Source organism: Methylobacillus methanolivorans, assembly GCF_054588515.1.
Genome location: NZ_BAAILT010000002.1, coordinates 615099 through 635105, shown reverse-complemented (window position 1 = coordinate 635105; position 20007 = coordinate 615099). Strand labels below are relative to the sequence as shown.

The window sequence follows — 20007 nt, the reverse complement described above, 5'->3', positions numbered from 1 at the left end:
TGAGAATTCCATGGCTAGATTTTTTATTGAACGCCCGGTCTTTGCCTGGGTGATCTCACTGCTGATCATCCTCGCTGGCCTGCTGGCGATTCGCGGCCTGCCGGTTGCCCAATACCCTGACATCGCCCCGCCAGTAGTCAATATTTCCGCAAGCTATCCTGGCGCCTCTGCCAAAGTGATCGAGGAATCGGTCACTGCGATTATCGAGCGCGAGATGAATGGCGCGCCACGCCTGATGTATATCTCGGCGACCAGTAGCCCGGGAACCGCCTCGCTCAGCCTGACTTTCCGCCAGGGTACCAACCCAGACCTTGCCGCGGTCGAAGTGCAAAACCGCCTAAAAACGGTCGAAGCCCGCTTGCCTGAAGTTGTTCGCCGCAATGGCATCTTCATCGAAAAGTCCGCGGATAGCATTCAGTTGATCGTATCCCTGACTTCGGAAGGCAATCGCTTGAGTGAAATCGAGCTTGGAGAGCTGGCATCTGCCAATGTGTTGCAGGCACTGCGCCGGGTTGAAGGTGTCGGTAAAGTGCAGTTATGGAGCCCGGAATATGCCATGCGTATCTGGCCTGACCCAGCCAAGCTAACGGCGATGAACCTGACTGCCTCAGACGTTGCATCGGCCATTCGTGCGCAAAATGCCCGTGTCACGGTAGGTGATCTTGGCAATCGTGCTGTGCCTGATCGTGCCCCCATTAGTGCCAATGTCATTGCCGACAACGCCCTGACAACGCCTGAAGACTTCGAGAACATCCCCTTGCGTAGCAAGGCCGATGGCTCCGCCATCTTGCTCAAGGATGTCGCACGTATCGAATACGGTGGTAGCGACTATTCTTTCGTTTCGCGTGTTAATGGGAACAATGCAGCTGGCATGGCAGTCAAGATGGCCCCAGGCTCCAACGCCGTGGCCACAGTCAAGCGCATCCGCACCACCATGGATGAGCTGGTGCGCTATTTGCCCGCTGGCGTGGATTACCAGATCCCTTACGATACTTCTGCCTTCGTTGAAATCTCGATTGAGAAAGTCGTCAGTACACTGGTCGAGGCCGTGGTACTGGTGTTTCTTGTCATGTTCCTCTTCATGCAGAATTTACGCGCCACCTTGATTCCTACCATCGTCGTGCCGATTGCACTGCTGGGCACATTTGCCGTGATGTTTGCGGCGGGTTTTTCCATCAACGTGCTCACCATGTTTGGCATGGTGCTGGCGATTGGTATCGTCGTGGATGATGCCATTGTCGTGGTGGAAAACGTAGAACGCATCATGGCGGAGGAAGGTCTCTCGCCCTTTGAGGCGACCAAGAAAGCCATGAGGCAGATCAGTGGTGCAATCATCGGCATTACTGTCGTGCTGGTCTCGGTATTCCTGCCCATGGCATTCTTTAGCGGCGCGGTGGGTAATATCTATCGCCAGTTTTCCATGTCGCTGGCAGTGTCGATTGCCTTTTCAGCTTTCCTGGCGCTCTCATTGACTCCCGCACTATGCGCCACCCTGCTCAAGCCAATTACACAGGACCATCATGAAAAACGTGGATTCTTTGGCTGGTTCAACCGCAGTTTTGCTGCATTGACAGGTCGTTACCAGAAGCGCGTTTCCACCATTATCAGGCGGCCGCTGCGCTGGCTGCTTGTATATGGCACCATCATTGCAGTCGTCGCCTTCATGTTTGTGCGCCTGCCTACCGCCTTCTTGCCCGATGAAGACCAGGGCGACTTCATGATCACGGTGTTGCTGCCTGCCGGTGCAACCATGCATGAAACCATGGGCACGTTGTCAGAGATTGCTGGCTACCTGAATGAACATGAACCCGTGAAATATGTTTATGAAGTGGGTGGCTTCAGTTTCTATGGCACCGGCTCCAATAGCGGCATGATCTTTGCCACCCTCAAGGACTGGAAAGATCGCAAGAGTGCCGAGCAGCACGTCAAGGCCATCGTTGACCGCGTCAACATGCAGTTCATGGGGATGAAGAACACCATGGTATTTGCCATCAATACGCCGCCCCTGCCAGAGCTTGGCTCATCCAATGGCTTTGACCTTCGCCTGCAAGATCGCGGATCAGCTGGCTATGAGGCATTCCTGGCAGCCAAGGATCAACTCATGGCTGAAGGTATGAAAAGCCCCGTGCTCACCAACCTCATGTTCGCGGGCTTGCCCGAGGCAGCGTTGGTAAGCCTGGATATAGACCGCCGCAAAGCAGCGACCTTGGGCGTGAGTATGGATGAAATCAACTCCACCCTGGCGGCGATGTTTGGCTCTGACTATATCGGTGACTTCATGCACGGCAATCAGGTGCGGCGCGTCATCATGCAGGCAGATGGCAAGGATAGACTGGAGCTTGAGGATATCCGCAAGCTCAGGGTGCGCAATAGCAATGGCGACCTTGTGCCACTCGCCTCTTTCGTCAAGATGGAGTGGATTTCAGGTCCGCCGCAGCTCACGCGTTACAATGGCTACCCGTCATTCACTATCAATGGCAGTGCAGCTCCAGGCTACAGCAGTGGTGAAGCCATGCAAGCGATTGAGCACATTGCACGTAGTCTGCCCCGCACCATCGGCTATGACTGGTCCGGCCAATCCTTGGAAGAACGCAGCTCAGGCGCCCAGGCCCCGATACTGTTCGGCTTGTCGGTACTTATCGTCTTCCTGGCACTTGCCGCCCTATATGAAAGCTGGCTGATTCCTCTGGCGGTCATCCTGGTGGTACCACTAGGTGTCCTGGGGGCCTTGCTAGGCGTGACTCTACGCGAGATGCCCAACGATATTTACTTCAAGGTCGGCCTGATCGCGACCATCGGCCTATCAGCCAAAAACGCGATCCTGATTGTCGAGGTCGCCAAGGATCTGTATGCCGATGGTATGAGCTTGCTTGATGCCACACTGGAAGCAGCACGGCTGCGGCTACGCCCCATCGTGATGACCTCGCTGGCATTTGGCGTTGGCGTATTGCCACTCGCCATCGCGACAGGGGCTGCATCCGGCGCGCAATCTGCGATCGGTACCAGCGTTCTGGGCGGCATCATCACCGCTACCCTACTCGCTATTTTCCTTGTTCCCTTGTTCTTTGCCGTGATTGGCCGCTATATCAAGCGCCCGCGGCACCATGTGCAGGAGCCAGCATGAACATTGCATTAACATCCCCCCTAAAACCGGCTGTGAAACCGCTGGTGGTTGCCATTAGCCTGCTATTGGGAGCATGCTCGCTCAACCCGCAATACCAGCGGCCAGAAGCCCCCGTTCCCGCCCAATATCCTGTTGACGGAACACAAACCAATGTACAGGCTACAAGCTGGCAGGAGTATTTCACCGACCCAGCATTGCAAGCATTGATCAATACTGCGCTAGCCAATAACCGTGACTTACGCATCACCGCCCTGCGTATTGAAGAGGCACGGGCACAATATGGCATCCAGCGTGCAGACCGATTGCCGACCATTGAAGCTACAGGCACTTACGATCGTAGCAAGATGATCTTTTCCCAAGGGCAAACTTTTGACGTAAACCTCTACCGCGTTGGTGTCGGCATCAGCGGCTTCGAGCTGGACTTCTTTGGCCGTGTCAAAAGCCTGACGACAGCCATGCTGGAAGAATATCTCGCCACACAGGAGGCGCAGCAAACCGCACGCACCAGCCTGATTGCCGAGGTAGCATCATCCTATGTCAATGTACGCGCGCTCGCGGAAAGATTAACACTTGCCAAGGACACCGAGCAGGCACGTAACCTGGCCTATTCCCGCATCCTGCGGCGCCAACAGGCGGGCCTGGACAATGCCATGGACCTCAAGACTGCAGAAATGCAGCTGGAAACGGCCCAAGCCAGCATTGCCGCCTTGCAGCGCGAATATGCACAAGCCATCAATGGATTGCAGCTACTGGTTGGCAAACCTGGCCTGGGAGTAGCCGTGCCGCAGGAGCAACTGGATAGCCTGGCGTTCAGCCCCTTGCCCACTGGTTTGCCATCCACCCTGCTGGAAAGGCGGCCAGACATTCGCGCCGCCGAGCATAGGCTGAAGGCGGCCAATGCCAACATCGGCGCAGCACGTGCCGCATTTTTCCCGCGTATTCAGCTCACCACCAATGTTGGGCTGGTTAATGAGCACCTGAGCGGACTATTTTCCGGCAGCAGTGACAAGGCCTGGTCATTCACACCTCAGCTTACCTTGCCGATATTCAACTATGGTCGTAACCAGGCTAACCTGGATCTGGCTCGCGTGCGTAAGGAAATCACCATTGTCGAATATGAAAAGGCTATTCAGAGCGCTTTCAGCGAAGTCTCAGATGTGTTGCTAAGCCGTGAACAAGTCGAGGCACAAATTGCAGCGCAAACTCGCATCACCAATGCAGATCGCGAGCGCCTGAGATTAGCCCTGCGTCGTTATGACAAAGGCGTTGCCAATTATCTTGAGCTACTGGATGCTCAACGTAGCCTGTTTGATTCTGAACAACAACTTGTCCAACTCAAGCAACTCTCATTGACCAACAGTATTAATTTATTCAAGGTGCTCGGTGGAGAGTGGCAGCCCTCCTGAGCTAATGATTATCAGCGGATGGCTTGCGCAATCAAGCTGCCTGCTGACAGGCCAGCATGCATTCCTCACCTTGCTTTTTCACCAGCAACACATCACTTGAAATAAATAATTTAATGCATTGAATTTAAATACAATTTAATACAGGCACACTAAATGCCTATACACCCCTTAGCGCAGGTAAATCCTGGCGGCTTACATCGCCAGCCCTGCCGAATTTTCCATTTAATTTCAGGGTGTATAGAACATGATGACAAGCAACTTCCTTCCCGACCGAGGCTTTTGCCCGCACTGCTGAGCCTGGGCGTACTTTCCTCGCCGGCCTATGCCGACCCCACCTTTGCCCGCAACGATGACCAGTTCATCAATATTGGCGTAGCCGCACGTGCCAGCTACCGCTCAGAAAAAGACGCGGCCCCCAATGGCAAGGACCGATCCAACGATTTCGATATTGAAAGCGCCCGTCTTTACACCAACGGCAAACTGCACAAATACGTGTCTTTCGAGCTCAATACCGAAAAAGACGCCAACGACGACATCAAGCTACTGGATGGCCGCATCGGGCTGGCACTCAATGAACACTTCAACATTTTCGTTGGCCGCTTCCTGCCACCGGCCAGCCGCGCTTCCGCATCTGCGCCCTACTATCCACCAACCTTCGATTACCCATTCTCGGAGCAGGCGCCCAGCAAATTTGCTGGCCGTGATAACGGAGCCTCGGTCTGGGGGGTGCTGCTGAACCAGAAGCTCAAATACCACGTTGGCGCATTCGAGGGGCGCAGCGGATCAACCACATCCAATCAATCCGATAACCTCTCCTTCTCTGGTCGCCTCTCCTACAATTTCTGGGATGCAGAACCTGGCTTTTACAACATCGCCAGCTATGACGGCGCAAAAGATATTCTGGCGGTCGGCGCTTCCTACCGCTTCCAGAAAGATGGAGCAGGTACACTGGCCAACCCGGGTGATTACCGTTACTGGAACGTGGATGGACGGCTGGAAAAAGCCATCACCGGCGGCGGAGTCATCGGCGCGGAAGGCTCGTATTACCGCTATGACAACGACAATACCCAAGACCCAGATATAGCCAAAGGAAAGGGCTTCTTCCTCACGGGCAGCTACGCCTTCCCGCAAGAGATCGGCATCGGTAAGATCCAGCCAAAGTTCGTCTATGAACAATTCAAAAACGACGAAAACAATGCCCTCGCCATAGCAGGTTTAGAACGCAAACGCTACGACCTAGGCTTCAGCTACCTCATCAATGGCAGCAACCTACGCATAGACACCTACTACTACAAGGAAACCCGTAACTTGGGCCAGCCTGATATTGACGGTATTGCAGTGCGTTTCCATATCGCGCACTTTTTCTAAAAACAAAAAAACCATGAGTGGAACCACTCATGGTTTATATCACCGTGTAGAGTCCTAGCACTTAAAGCAAATGCCACACACAAGAACAATTTGCGCGAAGAAATGGCATAGGAATTACTACAGATATCACAATAATCTTTCGCTCTCTTCAGAACCTCAGCGACGTATCTGGATTACATTTAAAAATAACTTATCCAAAGACATAAACCGAGCAATTGAGAATTCAGCAGACGGCAAAAAGTGTAGATTTTTGACAGTCCGCTAGAATGATTTATTGGACCATAAGTTTTACCGGATAAAAGGTATGTCGAGCGTTCTTTTACCTGCATGCTTTTTCTTCTCAATTAGTTCCATATGGTTCATCCCAGAAAAACTTACAGATCCGTTATCAAGCGATTCGCGTAAGTCTTCGAGCAATTGGCGTTCATCATTAAATTGTGGGTCGATGTCGTAAAGGTAATCGCGCAAACCGTCAAAAGTGTCGAGAACACGGTCGAGTTTTTCGTGCACATTCTTAAGGCGCTCATTGAGGTACCATCCATGAGCAAACCAAATAATGATAGCGGTGATGATGATCGTTTTTTCTATTCCACTTTCAAACATCAAAATTCTCCTCATAGACTCAACAATATTTTAGATAGCCCGATCGTATGGGATGAGGTAGAGCTAAGTCAACGTACTTGCCTATGATCTAAATATCATCATTGATACATCAAGATTTAGATCGTTTAAAATTTTGCAGGAAAATACACAATGGCATTCATGAAAGGGAACGACGACTCTGTTTTATCTACATATAACATAGGTCCCCCTCAGGCGCAGGAAGACCTGTGTTATTAGGAGGCTAGGACTCCTTGCTGCAATCACGCGGCGTAATGCCCTTCTCCTTGGCGTACTTATGCGATGATTCCTCGATAATCGGGCGCAGCAGTTTGCGATCTGCCTGTACCCAATCCGAGATCACTTTCCATTGCTTGCCGTCCCATTGCTGGAAGCGTACTGCGCCGCCGCCTTCGTGGTCAGAGCAAGACAATTTCAGCGGTTGCACCAAGCCATAAGCGCCGAGTTGTTTGAGGCGGACATCATCCAGGCGGATATTCTCGAAGCCCCAGCGCACTTCTTCACCAGTCAATGGGCGCTTGCCGAATTTGGCTTGCGCCACACGCACGGCTTCTACATTGAGGATGCCGTTCACCACGCCGAGGTTGTAATACACGGTGCCAAAGCGTTTAGGGTCTTGCAGGTTACCCTTGCCTGCCTTAAGGACAGTCTTGTCGATGTCTTGCAGCACGGGGAAGTTGGTACCGGAAGGATGGGTGGTGATGGAGATGAAGCCCTTGGCAGCAGCGCCGGCTGGGGCGGCATCTTCTTCCGAGTTGCTCCAGATGTTGCCGATGATATGGTCAGCGGGGAAGCCGGTCTTTTGCGCGGTTTTCAGCGCCACCGGGTTCATCACGCCCCAACCGCGCAGGATCACCCAATCCGGCTTGATGCGGCGGATGTTGAGCCATTGCGATTGTTGCTCGTTGCCTGGGTGCGGCACTTCGAGCAAGGTCAGCTCGAAGCCATATTTCTTCGCCAGCAGTTCGAGGATGGGGTTGGTTTCCTTGCCGTAGGGTGAGCCGTGGAACAGGGTGACGATTTTCTTGCCCTTGAGCTTATCAAGGCCGCCGGATTTGTCCGCGATGTAGTTAATGATGGCGGATACTTCGCTATAGGGGTTAAGCTGTAGCGGGAACACGTAGGGGAAGACGCTGCCGTCAGTGGAGTCGGTGCGACCGTGGTTGATTGTAATCAGCGGCAGCTTGTCAGCAGCGGAGCGTTCCAGCGTGGCATAGGCGATGCCTACGGATAGCGGATTGGTTGCGGCCGCAGGTGCTCCGTTGAGGCCTTTCTTCAGGCGCTCGTAGCACTCCACGCCCTTTTCCACCACGTATTCGGTCTCGCACTCGCTCCAGGTGAACTTGACACCATTGACGCCGCCTTCCTTGAGGTTGACGTATTGCAGGTAATCGATGAAACCACCGAAGAACCCGGTGCCACCGGCGGCATAAGGGCCGACGCGGTAGCTCTGCAAGGGGAAGTATTGCTCGTTGGCTGCCTGCGCTGCTCCGGCAGCAAGGCCTAGGCCCAATGCCATTGCACCTAGCAGGAAGATTGGCTTTTTAATCAAAGACAACATGTTGATACTCCTATTCAAATATTATATTCATGAGATTTTATAATCATTAAAATTCAACACATTAAAACACTCTCCTAAAGTTGTTTATATATAAACAAGACGTAAAATCCCCTACCCATGCCATAGGCATGGCGCGATCTAGATGGCGATCAGGAAATAGGTATCTGCGACATTGATAGCCACGTTAAAAACGCAGTGGCCAGATACGGCTACGCTCACGGAAGCTCTGCCATAGGCGCGCCAAGCCGGCAGGCTCCTTGATCAGGAAGAAAATGATGACTGCGCCAAAAATCATCTTCTGTAGGTTTTCCAGCTGACCGGGGTCTACCACGCCCGCCAGCAGGCTGGAGAATAGATTGGAAAGCAAGATAGGCAGCAGCACGATGAAGGCAGCACCGAGGAAATTGCCCAAGATACTGCCCATGCCGCCGATAATGATGATGAACAGTATCTGGAACGAACGATTGAGATCAAAGCCATGCGGCTCTACCGTGCCCAGATAGGTGAAAGCCCACAACGCACCGGCGATCCCCAGGAAAAAGGAGCTGATGGCAAAGGCCAGAAGCTTGGTCTTGAGAATGGGGATGCCGATGACGGCGGCTGCCGTATCCATGTCGCGCACCGCCATCCAGTGGCGGCCAAGCTCGCTGCGGACGATATTACGTGCCAGCAGTGCCAGTGCTGCCACTACACCGAGGGTCAGCAGGTAGCGCCCGGCTGGTGAGCTGAAATCATGACCAAAAATCACCAGCGGCGGCGCACTGATGACGCCGGAAGCATTGTAATTGGAGAACCAGCCGAACTGGGTCAGCACCCAAGTGACGACGAACTGCGCAGCCAGCGTAGACACCAGCAGGTAAAACCCCTTGATTCTCAGGCTGGGCAGGCCGAACACCACGCCAACCAAGGCCGCCGTGATTCCACCAAGGCCAAAGCTCAACAGTAACGGCAAGCCTTCTATGCGGAGATGAAAGTTATAGGCAGCGAACGCACCTACCGCCATGAAGGCTGCCGATCCCAATGAGAGCTGCCCAGCATACCCCGTGAGCAGATTAAGGCCCAGACCTGCCAGCGACAGCACCAGGAAAGGAATGAGGATGGCGCTGAACCAGTAATCGTTGCCGATGAAGGGCACAACGGCAAACGCAAAGCCCAGCAAGGCATAAAAGGCCCAGCGCTGCTGCCAGAGCTTAAAGATACGCTGGTCAGCGCGATACGAGGTGATGAATTGTCCGGATTCTCTATAGATCATGATGGTGTCCTATACGCGGTGCTATACCCGCTCAATGGCGCGTTCGCCAAAAATCCCGGCCGGCCTGACCAACAGAAACAACAAGGCCAGCACATAAGGGAACCAGTTTTCGATGCCTCCGCCGATGAGCGGCCCCAAGTAGACCTCGGCCAGCTTTTCCGATGCGCCTATGATCAGGCCGCCGACTATCGCGCCACCGATGGAAGTGAATCCTCCGATAATCAACACCGGCAAGGCCTTGAGCACGACCAGCGACAATGAGAACTGCACACCCAAGCGAGCGCCCCACAATAGACCAGCCACCAGACCGACAAAGCCCGCCACTGCCCAAACGATCATCCATATCCGCTGTAACTTGATGCCCACTGATAGCGCCGCCAGTTGGTCATCTGCTACTGCACGCAGGGAAATCCCCATCCTGGTTTTGTTGAACAGCAAAGACAGCAGCAACACCAGTACGCCAGCGGTGGTGGCGGCAAACAGGTCGAACTGCGATAGCAGCAGCCCGCCGACTTCCAGCGGCTCATCGCTGATGCCCAGCTCCAGGCCGTGCACCTGTGCACCCCAGAGAAACTGCGCCAGCCCCTCGATGATGTAGCTCAGGCCCAGGGTAGCCATGAACAGCGTGATCGGCGGCTTGTTGACCAAGGGCCTCAGCACTACGCGTTCTATGCCCCATGCCAGCGCCACCATCGCCAATAAGGTGATGGCAAAGCTCGCCCAGAATGGCACGCCGCGCTCCAGCAGGCTGACAAAAGTCAGCGCGGCAAACAGCACCATGGCGCCCTGTGCAAAGTTGAATACGCCCGAGGCCTTGTAGATCAGCACAAAGCCGATCGCCACCAGGGAGTACATCAGGCCAGCGAGCAGGCCACCCGCCAAAACCTCAAGGAAAAATTCCATTATTTCATTTCCTTATCCATCACTCTTAATGTTTTACCCCAAGATAGGCGGCGATCACCTCCGGATTATTGCGCACTTCATCGGGCGTGCCATCGCCAACCTTGCGGCCATAATCCAGCACCACCACATGGTCAGAGAGATTCATTACCACGCCAATGTCATGCTCGATCAACACCACGGTGGTGCCGAACTCACGCTGGGTATCCAGGATAAAACCACTCATCTCGGCCTTTTCTTCGCTGTTCATGCCAGCCATGGGTTCATCCAAGAGCAGCAACCTCGGTTCCGAGGCCAAGGCACGAGCAAGCTCTACGCGTTTCTGCAAGCCATAAGGCAAGGTGCTCACAATACTGTTGCGCCACTGATTGATACGCAGAAAATCAATCACTTCCTCTGCCTTGCGACGCTGTACGTTTTCGTCCGGGATTGCGCGACCAAAACGCAAGGCCTGTTCCAGCCAACCGCTTTTCACTTGCAGATTGCGGCCAGTCAACACGTTATCGAGCACCGTCATGCTCTTGAATAAGGCAATATTCTGGAAAGTACGCGCGATACCTTGTGTTGCAGCAAGATTCGCACGCATCTTGCGATGACTAGCACCATTGAAATGGATATACCCGATGTCAGGCTGGTAGACACCATTAATAATGTTAAGCAAAGAGCTCTTGCCCGCTCCGTTCGGACCAATCAACGCACATATCTCGCCTTGTTTCACAGTAAAGCTAATATCGCTGATTGCCTTAACACCCTTGAAGGAAAGGGAAATATCTTGCAACTCAAGCAAAGGGGCTGTCATCAGGATGCTCTCCTTACAGTGCTTACCAGGTCATCGTGCACGGTTGGAATTTGCCTGGTGGTCGTGGTTGGCAAGGTACGCCAGTTGGCGACCTTATCCCAGGTGCGGATATGGATATCCAGGCTCTTGAAAAAGGCCACTGAGTCTGCCGTTAAGGCCGGGCCTATCAGCAATGGCACCCTGATTCGGCTAAAACCGATGACGTCACGCAAGGGGCGCCTTATTAGCCAATATCCAAGAAAACCCTGTAACACCGTCCCATCCCGATGCAAGGCATAAGTCACCACCCGACCAAGCCAACTATCTGGCAGTGGCAGGCGCTCCCTGATCATGGCTTCAAGCCTGAGATAGGTTTCTCGCGTGCCAACAACCAGCGTAGGCCCAAGCTCACGCCTATCAGTATCTCTTGTGACGATGCTCTCGGGAAAATTGAGCGTAAATCCCGCCGTCAGCCATGGTGACAACAAGTAACGTAGATGGCCACTGGTGGCAAACACGCGAGCAACAAAAGCCTCCTCGTAGCGCCCGAGACGCTCGGCCAATACCAATTGGCGCCCTTCTTCCAACAGCTCATCATGTCGAAAATGCTCCACCTGCACGCTACGTTCGCCGTTAACACGATATAGCGCAAACGCAGTCTGCCCGGCCTCTGACACGGGTTCACAAGCTATCAAACTGCCTCCTGTCAGCAACGATGAATAGTGGCGTAATGACGATGGTTGCTGCCCTGCAAGGCCGCGAGCCTCGGCATAAATCACACGCACACCTTGAGGGCTACTTGCCAAGGTTTGCTCCACCTGTTGCTGGCCCTCGGCAAATACAAATGCGGGTGCCAGGTGCGCCAGCAGCAAGGCAAGCGCATCCTCTTCCATTGATGGATCCAATGGCGCGGCTATGCCACCCAACCATTGCGCCGCAATCGAGAGTAGCAAGGCCTCTCGCCGTGGATGCGTCAGCAATACCAGCGTGTTGCCACGCTCAAATCCGATCTGGCCTAGCACTGCCACTAATTGCGCCACTTCTTCATGCAGCGATTTCCAGTGCTGTTCATGCCAGATGCCCAATTGCTTGTAACGCAACGCCACACGATGTGGCTGCGTGTTCGCATGCTGAATCAGCCAGTGCGGTAAGGTATTGCTTGCCATATGCATTTCCTTGCTTCAAGCAGCCAATGCGACCTGTTTTTGTTCCAGTTCACGCACCAGCGGCAAGACTTTTTCACCGAAATAAGCGACTTCCTCATGGAAATGCAGGAAGGCAGATAGCACCAGGTCAACACCCACGGCTTTCAAGGCAACAATACGTTCTGCAATTTGCTGTGGCGTGCCAATCAAGTTGGTCTTGAACCCATCGTTGTACTGCACCAGGTCTTCAAAAGTTGATTTTGCCCAATTGCCTTCGCCTTCAGGGCTGGCCTTGCCTGCCTGCTTCGCAGCATCACCAAAGGCATTGACGGCTTCCGGGTCAGCCTTATCAATGATTTCCTTCAGCACTGCACGTGCCTCCTCTTCTGTATCGCGCGCAATGATGAAGGCATTGACCCCCACCTTGACCTGATGACCATTGGCAGCAGCCTTAGCTCGGATGTCATCCACTTGGGCCTTGATGCCTTCTACCGTGTTGCCATTGGTGAAATACCAGTCAGATACCCTGGATGCCATGTCGCGCGCGGCACGAGAACTACCCCCTTGAAAAATCTCCGGGTGCGGATTGGTGTTGTAGGGCTTGGGTTTCAGCGTGTAATCATGGAAGCGATAGAAATCACCCTTGAAGGTGAAGTTATCCGTTGTCCAGATTCCCTTCAGGGCGCGGATAAACTCTTCTGAGCGGCGATAGCGCTCATCATGCTCAAGCCATGGCTCGCCAATCGCCTGAAACTCCCCCTTGAACCAGCCAGAAACCACATTGATGGCAATACGGCCCTTGGTTAGTTGATCTATCGTTGCCAACTGTTTGGCTGCCACCGCCGGGTTCCATGGGCCAGGAAGAATGGCAGCAATCACCTTAAGCTTGGTCGTGGCTGCCAACAAGGCATGGGAAAATGCGACTGGCTCATGCTGGAACTCCGCTCCATAACCTGCGGTAAAGCGAATCTGGCTCAAGGCATATTCAAAACCATTCTGCTCTGCCAATTGCGCCAGCTTGATGTTGTAATCAATATCCCAACTGGTGCGCTGCTCGATCTTGCTCACCACCAGGCCGCCACTCACATTGGGCACCCAATAGGCAAACTTGATGTCTTCCTTGCGATTGCTGCTCATGATGTATCCTTTCAATTAATGTCGTTGACTCACTTAAATATTCATTGCTTCTTGCCTAGATAGGCATCTTGCAAAGCACTGTCTTGCAGCAGGGCTGCTGCACTACCTGCAAGCACCACCTTGCCGGTTTCGAGCACATAGCCGTAATGGGCATGTTTAAGCGCTACAGGGATGTTTTGCTCAGCCACCAGGAAGCTGACGTTTTCCTGGGCGTTGAGTTGGCTGACGATGTCAAAGATTTCCTCCACGATCAGCGGTGCCAGCCCCATGGAGGGCTCGTCCAGCAATACCAGCGAAGGCTTGGTCATCAGGGCACGGCCGATGGCCACCATCTGCTGCTCGCCACCCGAGGTGTAGCCTGCCTGCACCTTGCGTTTTTCCTTCAGGCGCGGAAACCAGGCATAAATACGCTCCAGCCCGGCTTGCAGTGCCGGCCGGCCGGGTCGTCGCACAAAGCCACCGCTGATAAGGTTTTCCTCTACCGTGAGGTGAGGGAACACATGGCGGCCTTCCAGCACATGCACGATGCCCTGCTGCACCAGCAGATTGGCCGACGTATCTGTACTGAGCTGGCCCTTGAAGTGAATGCTGCCGCGGCTGATGTCAGCGCGGTCGGCGCGCACCAGCCCTGAAATCGCCTTCAGCGTAGTACTCTTGCCCGCGCCGTTGGCGCCCAGCAGGGCAATGATGCTACCCTTCGGTACAGCCAGCGAAACACCGCTCACAGCCAGGATGGCTCCGTCATAAATGACTTCGATGTCATTCACGCGCAACAGCGCTTCCGATTGCTGTTCAGCATGCAGCGACCCTGCCGCCTCTGGAAACGCCCGGGTTCGTGCACTCATCTCAGGTCTCCTGATCGGCATTAGGCAAAACCATAGTGACGCTAACCTGTGATAGAGATGGCAGGCTCTGGGACAAAAACTCAACGCCACCTCTTTCAAAAGCGCTGAAGCGTATGGTCTTGCTCATGCCCTGGCCTTTGCCGCAGAAGCGATGGTCTGAGATGACACGGCGAGATAAGGCAATGCTCGCTCTACCGCGAGCGCAATACGCTCATGCAGGGCTTCGCTGGCAATCGCATAACCACCTAGGTCGAGCGTCTCGAAATCCGCCTCGCTGCCATAGACACCCAATGGCAGGGTCAAGGCCTGGAAGAAGCTGAACAAGGGGCGCAACTGGTGATCAATCACCAAGGCATGGCGCTCGCTGCCGCCAGTAGCGGCAAGCAGCACAGGGATGTTGGTCAGGCTTTCGTGGCCAACAAAATCAAACAAGTGCTTGAACAGGCCGGTAAAGGAGGCGCGGTAGACCGGGGTGGCAACGACCAGCAGGTCAGCCTCTTCTATCTTGAGGATGTCCTTGATCGCAGCTTGCGGCAGCTCCAGGCGGCTCAGGCTGCCGCCTAGCAATGGCCCCAGCTTCTGCAACTCGATGAGATGCACCTCCAGGGGCAGCTTGCGCTGCAACTCAGCCACAATGGCATTTAATAGCACGGTGGTGCGCGATGGGCTGCTCAAGCTTCCCGATACGGCCACCAGTTTCAATTTTTTACTCATGCCTGCTCCTGTCCACTTATTCCAAAATGCGGTGTTTTTCTGATCCGCAAATAACAATAAGTAGATAGCAGCAAGTGTGCCAGCGATACAATTACTTTTAATTCAATATCTTATTAAAATATTCAAGCAATTCACCCTGTTGCTAAGCAGACTGAATGCTGAAAATGTGCTGCTATACCAGCAACCCAGACTAGCTACTGCTGAAGAGGCACCGTTAATCTCTGTCGAGGACTGCTGGATAATCAGCAGCCAGGCAGCAAACTGCTGCTTGCGCATGAGGGAATACAACACGTTATTTTCTTATCTGTTGATTTTTAATGACTTTATTCCATGGCACGCTATATGCAAGCCTGATGCAACATCGTCGTATACCGACTATTGAGTTCATCATTGAAAGGCTAGCCATGACAACGACATCATTAGCAATAGAAGAATCCCAGGAGCAGGCATTGCCAAGACCGCCTGCGCACATCATCAAGAACGATGCCGAGGCGATAGCAGTGGCGCACCAGGTGGCGGCAGAGATTGCCAAGGAAGCCGCCATCCGCGATGCGGAGCGCCGCCTGCCCAAGCCCGAGCTTGACCTGTTCTCGCAAAGCGGCCTGTGGGGCATCACCGTGCCCAAGGAATACGGCGGTGCTGCCGTCTCCAACACCACGCTGGCGGAAGTTATCGCCATCGTCTCCGAAGCCGACCCCAGCATCGGCCAGATTCCACAGAACCACCTCTATATGGTGGAAGGCATACGCCTGGATGGCACCGAATGGCAGAAAAAATTCTTTTTTGACCTGGTGCTCAAGGGCGTACGCTTCGGCAATGCCTTTTCCGAGGTCGGCACCAAGAGCGTCAATGACGTGCTGACGCGCATCACGCCAACTGAAGGCGGCTACTTGCTTTCGGGCAAGAAGTTTTACTCCTCTGGCGCGTTGCTCGCCGATTGGGTGCCGGTGATTGCCAAGAACGAGCATGACAACACCATTGTTGCTTTCGTCAAAAAAGGCACGCCCGGCCTGACCATCATTGATGATTGGTCCAGCTTCGGCCTGCGTACTACGGCCAGCGGCACCACCATCCTGGAAAACATTTTTGTGCCTGCGGATTACATCCTGCTGCACCACCTAGCTTTCGATCGCCCTACCAGCATGGGCCCGGTGGCACAGATCATCCAGGCCGCGGTGGATACCGGCATTGCCCGCGCCGCGCTGCGCGACACCATCCATTTCGTGCGCAACCACACCCGCCCATGGATAGACAGCACACAACAGGAACATGGTTACGAAGACCCGTTAAGCATCCGCGATATTGGCGATCTGCAGATCCGCGTACACGCCACCGATGCCCTGTTGCGCCGTGCTGGCGAGTTCCTTGATATTGCCCAGCGCGAACCGAATGAAGACACGGTGGCCGCGGCCTCCATCGCCGTGGCAGAAGCCAAGGTACTGAGCACAGAAACCGCCCTGCTTGCTGGCAGCAAACTGTTCGAGCTGGCTGGCACACGCTCCACCCTGGGCCAGTTCAACCTCGATCGCCATTGGCGCAATGCACGCACCCACACCCTGCATGACCCAGTGCGCTGGAAGTATTATGCGGTAGGCAATTACGCCTTGAACAAAGCCAAGCCACCTCGCCATCCCTGGATTTAAGTTCACCCTGCGTGGTAATACCAATTAAAACAGCACCCATGCCAGGTGCTGTTTTTTTACGTCCTTATAACAACATCATCATTTTCAGCAGAAAATCAGCAATCTGCTGAAATATAAGCGGCACAAAAACAATTAATCACAATAAAATCAATAAATTAAAAATGGCATGCAAAATGCGTAAACACGTATTGCTAAGTGCAATACCTCTACCAATGGCTGGCACTTTTGCAATTATTTCGATAATTACAAAAGGACAATACATGCTCAAGCAATCTTTACCCCTGGCCCTCTTTGTTGGCAGCTTACTGCCCATCACCGCTAGCGCTGATATAGGCGCCTTATCTCCCTGGCAACTACGTGCCGGTGTTTCCCTGATTGCACCCAAATCTGACAATGGGGCGATCATTGATCACACTGCCAACCTGTCGATCGATAATCGTGCAGGCCCCACCTTCAATATTGCTTACTTCATTACACCGAACTGGGCAATTGACCTACTCGGCGGGCTGGCCTTCAAACACCAGATCAATGTCAATGGTAGCCATGCTGGTGAAACCAAGCACCTGCCACCCATCCTGAGCCTTCAATATCATTTCAGGCCAGAGGCAACGCTCCGTCCTTATGTAGGCGTTGGCCTCAACTACACCACGTTTCTCGATGAGAAGTTGGATAACGGCGCAAAGCTTAAAGTCGGCGATTCCTGGGGGCCTGCATTGCAGGCAGGGCTGGATTTTGCGCTGGATGAGCATTGGACCATAGGCGCAGACATTCGCTATGCCCGCATCATTGCGCCGGTCAAGATCAACGGGGCCGATGTCGGTGATGTTCAAGTAAACCCGACCGTATACACCCTCAATGTTGGCTATCGATTTTAATGAGGAGCAATCACCATGACTCAACTCACGATTAAACAACCGCGCCTGACCACAGTCGCCCACGTTATCCGCAGTGATGAAGAGGCGATAGAAGTCGCGCATCGCCTGGCAGATCAGTTCCGCCAGGGTGCCTCAGAACGCGACAAGCACAGAAAACTGCCCATCACTGAACTTGATACATTCTCCCAAAGCGGTTTATGGGCAATTACCGTCCCCCAAGAATATGGAGGTGCAGATGTTTCCTATCGCACGCTGGGTGAGGTCATTCGCATCATCTCCGCCGCAGATCCATCACTCGGGCAATTGCCACAGAATCATCTGGTCGTGGTAGAGCATCTGAAGCTGGATGCGACAGAAGAGCAAAAGCGCTTTTTCTTTGATCTGGTACTCAAGGGCGCACGCTTTGGTAATGCTTTTTCAGAAAAAGGCAGCCGAACCGTCGCCGAGTTTGCCACCCTGATCACCCCGGAGGACAATGGCTATGTGGTGAATGGCACCAAATTCTTCTCGACAGGCGCCCTGCTTGCCCATTGGATCCCTATTGTCACCGTTGACGTGGCTGGCTTGCCTCATCTGGCATTGGCAGAGCATGGCACCCCAGGCCTGGAAGTGATCAATGATTGGTCCAGCTTTGGACAACGTACAACGGCCAGCGGCACTGTCGTCATCAATCAGGTCAAAGTGCCGAAGGAACATGTCGTCCCGATTTACCAGGCGTTTGCACGCCCGACAGTTGGAGGCCCTACTTCGCAATTCATTCAGGCTGCGGTGGATGCTGGCATTGCCCAGGCATCTATTGAAGCGACCATTGAATATGTACGCCAGCACGCTCGTCCGTGGATTGACGATAAGCAAAGCCAGCGTGCCAGCGATGACCCATACACACTGCAGCAAGTAGGCGATCTGAAATTACGCCTGCATGCGGCTGAGGCCCTGCTTGATCGTGCCGCCGATAAAATCCAGCTTGCGGATGCACAGGCAACAGAAGCAACTGTAGCGGCTGCCTCGATTGCTGTGGCTGAAGCCAAGGTACTCACCACCGAGATTGCCTTGTTGGCCAGCAACAAGCTGTTCGAATTGTCTGGCACGCGCTCCACGCTGGAAGAATACAACCTTGATCGCCATTGGCGTAATGCCCGCACCCACACGCTACATGACCCTGTGCGTTGGAAATACCATGCGATTGGCAATTACTACCTGAACGAGGTGAATCCACCCAGACATCCCTGGCTATAAGCAAACAAGCAATCAATATAAACGCTGGCCTGCCCAGCGTTTATCATATCCAGCACAATAAAAATCAATCAACTAGGAGACATCATGAAAGCAGAAACTCTGGCCATTCATGCCGGATACAAACCAGACCCGACGACCAAGGCTGTTGCCGTTCCGATTTACCAAACCTCCTCATACGCTTTTGATAACACCCAGCATGGGGCTGACCTATTCGATCTCAAGGTTCAGGGCAACATCTACACCCGCATCATGAACCCCACCAATGCAGTGCTGGAAGAGCGCCTGGCCCAGCTTGAAGGCGGCATCGGTGCATTGGCCCTGGCTTCTGGCATGGCTGCCATCACCTATGCCATCCAGACCATTGCCGAAGCAGGCGATAATATTGTCTCCGTCTCTACGCTTTACGGTGGCACATATAACCTCTTCGCTCACACTCTACCCAAGCAAGGCATAGAAGTACGCTTCTTCGATTATCGCGACCCGGCCAGCCTGGCCAAGCTGATCGACAGCCGCACCAAGCTGGTATTTGCCGAGACCATAGGCAACCCGCTGGGCAATATCGTCGACCTGGAAGCCATCAGCAGCATCGCCCATGCGCATGGCGTGCCTGTCATCGTCGACAACACCGTGGCAACGCCACTATTGTGCCGCCCGTTCGATCATGGCGTGGACATCGTCGTGCACTCGCTCACCAAGTACATCGGCGGCCATGGCAATTCCATCGGCGGTGCCATTATCGATAGCGGCCGCTTCCCCTGGGGCGAACACAAAGAGCGCTTCACCAGCCTCAATACGCCAGATCCCAGCTATCACGGTGTCAATTATGTTGAGGCCCTGGGTGCCGCCGCCTTTATCGCCCGTGCCCGCGTCGTGCCATTACGCAATACCGGTGCCGCTATCAGCCCTTTCAACACCTTTCTCTTCCTGCAAGGCTTGGAGACACTCGCGCTACGTATAGAGCGCCATAGCGAGAATGCGCTCAAGGTGGCGCAATACCTGAAGCAGCATCCCAAGGTGCAATGGGTCAAGTATGCCGGGCTGCCAGACCACCCCGAGCATGCCCTGGTGCAACGCTATCTCAAGGGGCAGGCATCCGGCATTCTCTCCTTCGGCGTACAGGATGGCCGCGAAGGCGGCACGCGCTTCATCGATGCCTTGCAGCTATTCACGCGACTGGTGAATATCGGCGATGCCAAGAGCCTGGCTTGCCACCCTGCCACCACCACCCATCGCCAGCTCAGCGAGGCAGAACTCGCCAATGCCGGTGTGAGCGTGGATATGGTGCGCCTGTCGGTGGGTATCGAGCATATCGACGACCTGATTGCCGACCTGGAACAGGCCCTGGCCCAGGTATAACACCCGGACCGCCATCACCATGCCGGGCTTGCCCCAGCATAGTGTG

At 53.9% G+C, this 20007-nt stretch carries 16 protein-coding genes; 7 read left to right on the top strand and 9 right to left on the bottom strand.

Going from position 1 to position 20007, the window contains the following annotated elements; genetic code table 11:
• Nucleotides 1–10 precede the first annotated feature (10 nt).
• The 3 genes from LG202_RS04175 (at nt 11) to LG202_RS04165 (ending at nt 5898) form a co-directional block, all read left to right on the top strand.
• The gene (locus LG202_RS04175; RefSeq protein ID WP_230347152.1) at nt 11–3124 is read left to right on the top strand and encodes a multidrug efflux RND transporter permease subunit; all 3114 of its coding nucleotides are present in this window, start codon (nt 11–13) and stop codon (nt 3122–3124) included.
• Nucleotides 3121–4530, top strand: coding sequence for an efflux transporter outer membrane subunit (locus tag LG202_RS04170; protein WP_268867561.1), 1410 nt, complete (start codon nt 3121–3123; stop codon nt 4528–4530). The genes LG202_RS04175 and LG202_RS04170 overlap by 4 nt, the downstream gene beginning before the upstream one ends.
• 279 nt (nt 4531–4809) lie before the next feature.
• Nucleotides 4810–5898, top strand: coding sequence for a porin (locus tag LG202_RS04165; RefSeq protein ID WP_230347151.1), 1089 nt, complete (start codon nt 4810–4812; stop codon nt 5896–5898).
• 288 nt (nt 5899–6186) lie between these two features.
• On the opposite strand, the gene LG202_RS04160 is transcribed toward LG202_RS04165, so the two are convergent.
• The 9 genes from LG202_RS04160 to msuE all read right to left on the bottom strand — a co-directional run bounded on the left by LG202_RS04160 (nt 6187) and on the right by msuE (nt 14851).
• Entirely contained in the window at nt 6187–6501 is a 315-nt protein-coding gene (locus LG202_RS04160; RefSeq protein ID WP_230347150.1) for a hypothetical protein, read from the bottom strand.
• Nucleotides 6502–6742: 241 nt separating this feature from the next.
• Complete coding sequence (locus LG202_RS04155; RefSeq protein WP_230347149.1) at nt 6743–8080, bottom strand: ABC transporter substrate-binding protein; 1338 nt, start codon at nt 8078–8080, stop codon at nt 6743–6745.
• A 184-nt stretch (nt 8081–8264) separates the two neighbouring features.
• Nucleotides 8265–9332 (bottom strand): branched-chain amino acid ABC transporter permease, encoded by a 1068-nt coding sequence (locus LG202_RS04150; RefSeq protein ID WP_230347148.1) that lies wholly within the window; start codon nt 9330–9332, stop codon nt 8265–8267.
• Between the two features lie 21 nt (nt 9333–9353).
• Nucleotides 9354–10235 (bottom strand): branched-chain amino acid ABC transporter permease, encoded by an 882-nt coding sequence (locus LG202_RS04145; RefSeq protein WP_230347147.1) that lies wholly within the window; start codon nt 10233–10235, stop codon nt 9354–9356.
• 25 nt (nt 10236–10260) lie between these two features.
• A complete protein-coding gene (locus LG202_RS04140; RefSeq protein ID WP_230347146.1) occupies nt 10261–11031 on the bottom strand; it encodes an ABC transporter ATP-binding protein in 771 nt (256 codons plus the stop codon).
• Nucleotides 11031–12176: an AMP-binding protein gene (locus tag LG202_RS04135; protein WP_230347145.1), complete on the bottom strand. Its 1146-nt coding sequence runs from the start codon at nt 12174–12176 to the stop codon at nt 11031–11033. Before LG202_RS04135 ends, LG202_RS04140 begins: the two co-directional genes overlap by 1 nt.
• Nucleotides 12177–12191: 15 nt before the next feature.
• A complete protein-coding gene (sfnG, locus tag LG202_RS04130; RefSeq protein WP_230347144.1) occupies nt 12192–13292 on the bottom strand; it encodes a dimethylsulfone monooxygenase SfnG in 1101 nt (366 codons plus the stop codon).
• A gap of 41 nt (nt 13293–13333) precedes the next feature.
• Nucleotides 13334–14137 carry an ABC transporter ATP-binding protein gene (locus tag LG202_RS04125; protein WP_230347143.1) on the bottom strand — a complete coding sequence of 268 codons (804 nt, stop codon included), beginning with the start codon at nt 14135–14137 and terminating at the stop codon, nt 13334–13336.
• Nucleotides 14138–14260: 123 nt separating this feature from the next.
• Nucleotides 14261–14851 carry an FMN reductase gene (gene msuE, locus LG202_RS04120; protein ID WP_230347142.1) on the bottom strand — a complete coding sequence of 197 codons (591 nt, stop codon included), beginning with the start codon at nt 14849–14851 and terminating at the stop codon, nt 14261–14263.
• A gap of 317 nt (nt 14852–15168) precedes the next feature.
• On the opposite strand from msuE, the gene LG202_RS04115 reads away from it, so the two are divergent.
• The 4 genes from LG202_RS04115 (at nt 15169) to LG202_RS04100 (ending at nt 19961) form a co-directional block, all read left to right on the top strand.
• Nucleotides 15169–16494: an SfnB family sulfur acquisition oxidoreductase gene (locus LG202_RS04115; protein ID WP_230347141.1), complete on the top strand. Its 1326-nt coding sequence runs from the start codon at nt 15169–15171 to the stop codon at nt 16492–16494.
• Between the two features lie 260 nt (nt 16495–16754).
• Complete coding sequence (locus tag LG202_RS04110) at nt 16755–17369, top strand: OmpW/AlkL family protein (RefSeq protein WP_230347140.1); 615 nt, start codon at nt 16755–16757, stop codon at nt 17367–17369.
• Nucleotides 17370–17384: 15 nt separating this feature from the next.
• Nucleotides 17385–18605 carry an SfnB family sulfur acquisition oxidoreductase gene (locus tag LG202_RS04105; RefSeq protein WP_230347139.1) on the top strand — a complete coding sequence of 407 codons (1221 nt, stop codon included), beginning with the start codon at nt 17385–17387 and terminating at the stop codon, nt 18603–18605.
• An 84-nt stretch (nt 18606–18689) separates the two neighbouring features.
• Nucleotides 18690–19961 carry a bifunctional O-acetylhomoserine aminocarboxypropyltransferase/cysteine synthase gene (locus LG202_RS04100; RefSeq protein ID WP_230347138.1) on the top strand — a complete coding sequence of 424 codons (1272 nt, stop codon included), beginning with the start codon at nt 18690–18692 and terminating at the stop codon, nt 19959–19961.
• Nucleotides 19962–20007 lie beyond the last annotated feature (46 nt).